General features: G+C 62.5%; 6 protein-coding genes. 4 read left to right on the top strand and 2 right to left on the bottom strand.

From position 1 onward, the window contains the following. Positions 1 to 521: 521 nt before the first annotated feature. A complete protein-coding gene (locus tag IVB48_RS15600; protein WP_197031107.1) occupies positions 522 to 944 on the bottom strand; it encodes a response regulator in 423 nt (140 codons plus the stop codon). Between the two features lie 736 nt (positions 945 to 1,680). On the opposite strand from IVB48_RS15600, the gene IVB48_RS15595 reads away from it, so the two are divergent. The 3 genes from IVB48_RS15595 to IVB48_RS15585 all read left to right on the top strand — a co-directional run bounded on the left by IVB48_RS15595 (position 1,681) and on the right by IVB48_RS15585 (position 3,287). Next, positions 1,681 to 2,379, top strand: coding sequence for a Crp/Fnr family transcriptional regulator (locus tag IVB48_RS15595; protein ID WP_197031102.1), 699 nt, complete (start codon positions 1,681 to 1,683; stop codon positions 2,377 to 2,379). A gap of 158 nt (positions 2,380 to 2,537) precedes the next feature. Continuing rightward, positions 2,538 to 2,915, top strand: coding sequence for an Hpt domain-containing protein (locus tag IVB48_RS15590; RefSeq protein ID WP_247400658.1), 378 nt, complete (start codon positions 2,538 to 2,540; stop codon positions 2,913 to 2,915). 123 nt (positions 2,916 to 3,038) lie between these two features. Then, a complete protein-coding gene (locus IVB48_RS15585; protein ID WP_027566442.1) occupies positions 3,039 to 3,287 on the top strand; it encodes a hypothetical protein in 249 nt (82 codons plus the stop codon). Between the two features lie 83 nt (positions 3,288 to 3,370). Here IVB48_RS15585 and IVB48_RS15580 read toward each other — a convergent pair whose 3' ends face one another. Beyond that, the gene (locus tag IVB48_RS15580; RefSeq protein ID WP_247400655.1) at positions 3,371 to 3,994 is read right to left on the bottom strand and encodes a helix-turn-helix transcriptional regulator; all 624 of its coding nucleotides are present in this window, start codon (positions 3,992 to 3,994) and stop codon (positions 3,371 to 3,373) included. 340 nt (positions 3,995 to 4,334) lie between these two features. Between IVB48_RS15580 and IVB48_RS15575 the strand changes: the two genes are divergently transcribed. Continuing rightward, positions 4,335 to 5,498, top strand: a complete 1,164-nt coding sequence (locus tag IVB48_RS15575; protein WP_247400653.1) for a hypothetical protein — start codon at positions 4,335 to 4,337, stop codon at positions 5,496 to 5,498. The last annotated feature ends 502 nt before the right edge of the window (positions 5,499 to 6,000 follow it).

Raw genomic sequence — 6,000 nt, 5'->3', positions numbered from 1 at the left:
CGTTGTTCGGCTCCTGCTCGAACTTCACCAGCTGATTGTCCACGGTGTCCAGGCTCTCGCTGGTTTCCGTCAAAAACTCCCGCAACAGATCATCCATGAGCTACGCCTTACTGACCTGGATCTGGACTAGACGCCCGAGCCACGCTTGGCATGAACGGAAGTCCCCGCCTTGGATCGTTAGACATCCCCTTTCACGGTCCCGTTAATTTCATCCTCCGTGCTAATACGGATATTGAAGACAAGTTTGCCGTTCGACCGCATACGACAGCGTTTTTCGGCAAACCGTCACCACGCCGCAACGGCGAGACGCGTGAGGTGAACGTGCCGATAACAGCGGGACCAGGCGCGCGGGAAAGCCCAGCTCGTGAAGGACGATATGCGCGGTCTTCGCGGAATTGTATCGAGCCGCCTGCAATCCGGAGCGGTCCCGCCACGTTCGCTTGGTGCTTTGCCGGGATACGCAAGACTCGCATTTGCGGTAAACGAACCGTTACCCGCGTCCACTGCGGCCGGTGTTGGCGCTAACCCAGGCGCGCGGCCGAGGCGAGGTCGCCATGAGGACGGTGCTCCGCCAGGCAATCGGTGATGGCGGCGAGCAGCGCGTGCGGCGTGAACGGCTTGCGCAGACACCGCGCCGCACCGAGCTCCAGCGCCATCCGGAGGAAATCGGGAGCTGGCGAATTCAGATTTGCGAACGCGTAGCCGGACATCGCAATCAGCGGAACGGCCGGCGCCCGCTCGTGAAAGATCCTGACCGATTCGAACCCGCGCATGTGCGGCATGAAGATATCGATGATCATCAGATCGAACTGCTCGTGTTCCAGCGCGCGAAGTCCGGCTTCCCCTCCTTCGGCGATCGTCACCCGAAAATCGTTGCGCTGGAGATAGACCTCGATGGCCATGCAGACCATCGGGTCGTCGTCGACGACGAGAATATGGCGCAGACCTTCTGTCCCCGTTTGAGCTTCCCGATTTGGCGATTCAATAATTGAACCGTGGCGCACACCATGCTCCTTTGCTCGAGAAATGGACTGTTGAGAACCTGCTTGGCGGAGCGGGGAAGACAATGGACGCGAAATCTGCGGCCAGGCGGCGCCAAGATTCAAAGCAATGTTTGAGGACGGTAGCCACTCGTCCGACTAATGAGGGTGCACGGATCGCCCGGCGTCCGATGGCAGTGCGGATGCAATGCTTCCGGCTCATGAAGGCCCCTTGCCGCTTTTACCTGCGCAACCCTTGCAGGCTGGCGCGCAGACTTATGAGCGAATCAGCGTGCCATTCTCATTTCCGCCGCAAATGCACCGGCCGTCTGCCCCCAACAGGTATACGCGGAGCAACACAACCATTATAATACACTTTGTTGTCGCGCAACTGAATGACGAATCGGACGCGGCGCGGATCACTTCGAAATGCGTCGGATCAACCATGACCGCGACCATCCTCCAAACCCGATGCGCCAGCCGACAATCTGGATCTGCTGGGTTCCCGGATCGGTACCGGGGAATGGTCAGGGAATCTGTCTTTGGGGAGGGCGGCGTCGCGGCGGCGATCACCGATCGGACAACTTGTCCCAATTGCCAACATATCCCGACGGGAACATGATGGAACTTGGCCGGGCGGCAAGCAGTTTCGTGTGCTGCGGCCCGCTGGTCCGGAAGACGGGAGGCTACTTTGGAAACGATGGTGCGTTCCTCCAACGGTTTCCTGTCCGCGCTGTCGGCAGACGATTACGAATTGATCCGTCCGCACCTGCGTACGGGCGACCTGCCGCATGAGGCGGTGCTGGTCGAGACCGGCGAAACGCTCAAGCGCGCCTACTTTCCCCATCGCGGCGTCATCTCGCTGGTGGTGGAGCTCGCCAGGGGCGAGCACGTGCAAGTCGCCATGATCGGCCGCGACAGCCTGCTCGGAACGCTCTCGACCATGGGCGATGCCTGCGCGCTGAACACGGCCATCGTGCTGGTTCCCGGCTCCGCCTCGATGATGGATCTCGATCGGCTGCGCGTCGCGGCCGACCAGAGCGGCACTCTGCGGACGCTGCTCACGCGTCACGGGCTGGCGGTCTACGCGCAGGTGCAGCAGACCGCGGGGTGCAACGCCGCCCATCCGGTAGAGGCGCGGCTGTCGCGCTGCCTGTTGCACACCCACGACCTCTCCGGCGACTACCGGCTGCTGCTGACGCAGGAGGCGATGGCGCAGATGATCGGCGCTCGGCGGAACAGCGTGTCGCTGGTCGCCAATACCTTGCAGCAGGCGAATTTCATTCACTACAGCCGCGGACACATCCAGATCCTCAACCTGGACGGCCTGCGCCAGACGGCGTGCGAATGCTACGCCACCGTGAAGGCGCAGTATGACCGGCTGCTCGGCCCGCGCTGACTGGTGCTGCGGCGTGGTAAACCGTCCGCTAATTCCGGCCCGCAAACGCGGATTGTCCTGCTACCGGAACTGAAATCCGGATGCCGTAGACACGCAACGTGCCGCGCGCGCCTGTGCGGGCCGGCGGCAAACGAACCGTGATCAAGGCAGACCAAACCATGTTCGAAGTCACCGTGGCGCCTGCGCAGACAGCGCTTGATGCCGAGCCCGCGCGCGAGCCGGGCGCATATCAGGCGCTGGTGCGCGAGATCGGCGAGGCCGGTGCTTGCGAAGTGCGCGACGTGTTCTGGAGCGACACCTGCGCGCGCCTAAAATTGTTTCGTTCGCTCGCGCTCGCGCAACATCACGGCAGGATCGCGCGCGAAGCGCATTCGCTGAAGAGCGCGGCCGGGACGTTCGGCTATGTCCGGCTCGCGGCGCTGGCGCTGCGGCTGGAGAAGACCGCGGAGAGCCTTGGCGACGCCGGATTTCGCGACCTGCTGGATCTGATGGACGCGGCCTATGCCGCCGGGCGCGCGCAGGAGCCGGAGGGCTGACGCGCTCGCTCGAAAACGCCGTAACCACTCACGCGTGCATGCCCGCCGTACTTCTACGGCTTGGGATTTTCACAGATGGCTAATCATAGGCAGCGATAGTCGCCGGAAACCAGGAGGGTTTCCATGTTCACCTACGAGACCGCGGACCAGAAAGAAGTTCGTCGCTTCCGCATCGCACAGTTCAACGGCCGGATGGCAACGGTGGCCGCTGGCGAGGAGACGGTGACCGGCTTCGTGCGCTCGGTGCTGGAGCAGGAATCGAGCATGCCGCCCCGCTGGACCATCACGATCATTCCCAACGCGCCGAAGGAAGAGCTCAAGCCGCTGCGGCCCTCGTCGCGCACGCGTCCCTTCGCCGAAGATTATTTCTGAGCACGATCGGAGCCGCGGGTTTTTCTCGAGAAATCTCTCACGCGTGGCCCTCGCCGCTGGCGGGCTGGCCGAGGCAAGAGCCTTCAGTCGATCGAATGCAGCAGCGCCGCACGGACGAGGTCCGCCGTGTTGCGCGCACCGAGCTTGCGCATCGCCTCGGCGCGATGGCTCTCGAAGGTGCGCGGGCTGATCTGCATCCGAAGCGCACCCTGCTTGTTCGAATATCCCTCGCTGATCAGCCTCAGCACCTCGCGCTCGCGCTTGGTCAGCCGCTTCTGGCCTGACAGGCCGAGCATTTCGGCGCTCGGCAGGCGCTGCGGCTGTGGTGCGCGCGCGAGCTTCGATTCGGCGTCCTCGGCCCTGGACGCGATCGGCAGGCCACCCGTGTGAGAACCGGCAAGCTGTTTGACGAGGCCACAAACCCGCTCGGTCTGCACCAGCGCATTCTCCACGACCCGCTGCAAATAGGCACGATCACCCGTCACCGGCGCGAGCTGATCGCTGTGATGCTTGATCTCGCCCATGTAGAGCAGGAGCGCCGTGAGGGGACCGTTGAGCTCGCGAGCGATGGCGGCGGCCATTTCGTCGGCGGCCTTGGCGCGGGCGGCGTTCAGGCGGACGACATCGAGCTCTTCAGTTGGAGCGGCGCTGCTTTCGTACCATTCCGACGGCCGCGAATCAGTGGCCGTGTCATTCTGTGACCCCATGTCACTCGTTTAGCGGAACCCCACGCGATCTGTAGTTAACTTTTTGCTCCGTAAGACTACGGTGAATTTGGCAGTTTTGTGCTGAAACGCCGGCACAGGCACACTTTATGCCTGAGTGGCAACGCCCCTCAACAGTCTCAGGTTGCCGAAACTGCCCCAATGATGGGCTGATGACCCGAAGCCTTCTTAACGATCCGATCGGCGCCGAATACCTCCGGCGCCGGATTTTACCGATATATTAACGGCGGCTTGCTTCTCTATGTCGCAATTGAGAGCGCGCAAATGCCTCCATGCATGCAGCCGATAGGCCTGCTGGAATCGTTGCGGAAGATTGCGTGCCATGAACGAGATCGACCAGCTATCGAACTTCTTGCAGAAGCTGACGCCCCTGTCGCGCAGCTGCCTGCTCAGCGAACTCGAACGGCTTGAGCTTTGCGGCATCGACATGCCGGGCTCGTCCGACCTCCAGTCCCGGTTGCGCGCCGAGTTTCGCAAGGACGGATCGAACCAGGCGCGCGCCACCAGTCCCTCGCGCCATTTCTTTGCGCCGCTCGAGCTGCTTCTGATCGACGGCGCGCCCCAGCATGCCAATGTGGGGCGGATCTCGCGCAACACACTCACCCCGATCTGGGAGTGGATCTGCCGCGACCTGCTGCCGACCATGGCGCGCGACTACATCAAGGCGATCAGCGACCAGGTCGCCGCCAACAACCAGAAGGAAGTGCTGAAGATCGCATCGACCTTCCAGACCAAGGTCGTCAAGGTTCTCGAGAGCACCCTCGCATCAGCGGAGAGCACCGAGTTCGCGCGCGGCAAGCTCGCGCAATATACGGCATCGCGCACCGCCTTCGACGACGTGAAGAAGATGCAACATGTGCTGCGCGCTGGCGCCGCGCTGCCGAAGTTCAGCGAAAAGCTGCCCGAGAAGATCGCGAAATTCGACGACGGCACCGTTGATCAGATCACCGCACGATTGGACGCCTTCAAGAAGGCCCATCCCGAGGCGCTGCCGTTCGCGCTCACGCTGGTGGCCAAGCGGCTGAAGACGTTCTGGCAATTGGTGCGCCTTGCCACCAAGGCCGCCGCGAGCAAAAGCGCCGCCGATGTCGCAGCCACGCCCTATGCCTGCGTCGTTCACATGGTGCTCGACCAGCTCGACGACAGGCGCCTCGCCTTGCGCATCGCGCTCCGGCACAACCGGGTGCTGATTGCGCGCGACCTGCTCGCCGAGATCTACGACACCGAATATGCGCTCAAGGTGCGGATCGACGGCATCGAACATTGCGAATGGGGCATTCGGCTCCAGCAATTGATGGACGCGATCGCGGCGCTGGTGTCCGCCGAGGTGAGCCGCTTCCCCTCCAATGTCGGCCACATTCTCGGCTCGCGCCGGCTACGCAGCCACGACACGCTCGGCGGAAAGCTGTCCTATCTGGCCTGGAAGGGACGCGATGTGATCGAGGACGGCGCGGCCGCGTTGCGCAAGCTGATCGGCCAAACCTGATCCCGCGACTAAAGCGCGCCTGGCGCGCTTTAGCTTGTCAGTTGAGCATGATCTTGTCGGAAAACCGCTGCACACTTTTCCGGATCATGCTCAGTGCGCGCGCGGCAGGCACAGGAAGCGATCGAGAAATCGTCCTGACAGCACGAACCTGAACCACCAATACATTATTCGCCGCGACGTCATTGCTGCGATCCTCGACAGCCCACCACCGGCTGCCCAGAGCAATAGCGCACGTGCAGCAATCCGCTTGTGATGTGCTTCACATTGGCGCCAGCGCGCACCGACGCATTGTCGCAGAACCGTCACGAGCGAACCGGGAAAAATGCGCGCATGACGCGCAATTGAGGCGCTCCATTATTCAATTGGGCGAGGCGCGCGCGGCTCGGTCCAATTGCAGGACAGTGCGCGCGCATGCAGCCTTACTGCACGTCGCGAAATCTCTCGTGATTGTCGCAACCCTGCGCCCGATGCGCGGGCAGACGTAAAAACTTCTCGAACGAGA

The sequence above is a fragment of the Bradyrhizobium sp. 76 genome (assembly GCF_023073025.1).
Classification (GTDB): Bacteria; Pseudomonadota; Alphaproteobacteria; order Rhizobiales; family Xanthobacteraceae; genus Bradyrhizobium.
Note: the sequence above shows the minus strand (reverse complement) of the source record. Positions and strands in the feature narration are given on the sequence as shown.

Coding starts and splice junctions, on each gene's coding strand:
- IVB48_RS15585 (WP_027566442.1), top strand. CDS start 3,039: ATGTTCACCTACGAGACCGCGGACCAGAAAGAAGTTCGTCGCTTCCGC.
- IVB48_RS15595 (WP_197031102.1), top strand. CDS start 1,681: ATGGTGCGTTCCTCCAACGGTTTCCTGTCCGCGCTGTCGGCAGACGAT.
- IVB48_RS15580 (WP_247400655.1), bottom strand. CDS start 3,994: ATGGGGTCACAGAATGACACGGCCACTGATTCGCGGCCGTCGGAATGG.
- IVB48_RS15590 (WP_247400658.1), top strand. CDS start 2,538: ATGTTCGAAGTCACCGTGGCGCCTGCGCAGACAGCGCTTGATGCCGAG.
- IVB48_RS15575 (WP_247400653.1), top strand. CDS start 4,335: ATGAACGAGATCGACCAGCTATCGAACTTCTTGCAGAAGCTGACGCCC.